Consider the following 276-nt stretch of genomic DNA (forward strand, 5'->3'; position numbering starts at 1 on the left):
GAGCTGGCGCGCAGGCTCGCCGCGCATCCGGCCGTTGCCGAGGTGCGCCACCCGAGCCTGCCGCACGACCCCGGCCACGAGACCGCCCGACGCGTCATGGACGGATTCGGGGCGATCATCGGCCTCCGGCCGCAGGGCGGGATCGCGGCGGCCGACGGGGTCGTCGAGGCTCTACGGTTGTGGGTCCCCGCCACGAGCCTCGGCGGGGTCGAGTCCACGATCGAGCGACGCCGCAGGTTCGTCACCGAGTCGCCCACCGTCCCCGAGGACCTCCTG

The 276-nt window shown here is 75.0% G+C and carries 1 protein-coding gene; it reads left to right on the top strand.

What is annotated here, in order from left to right:
- On the top strand, positions 1 to 276 hold a 276-nt coding region (locus AC1ECF_RS17600), incomplete at both ends, for a PLP-dependent transferase (protein ID WP_480390737.1).

It is taken from the genome of Psychrobacillus sp. Z3-81 (genome assembly GCF_056620325.1).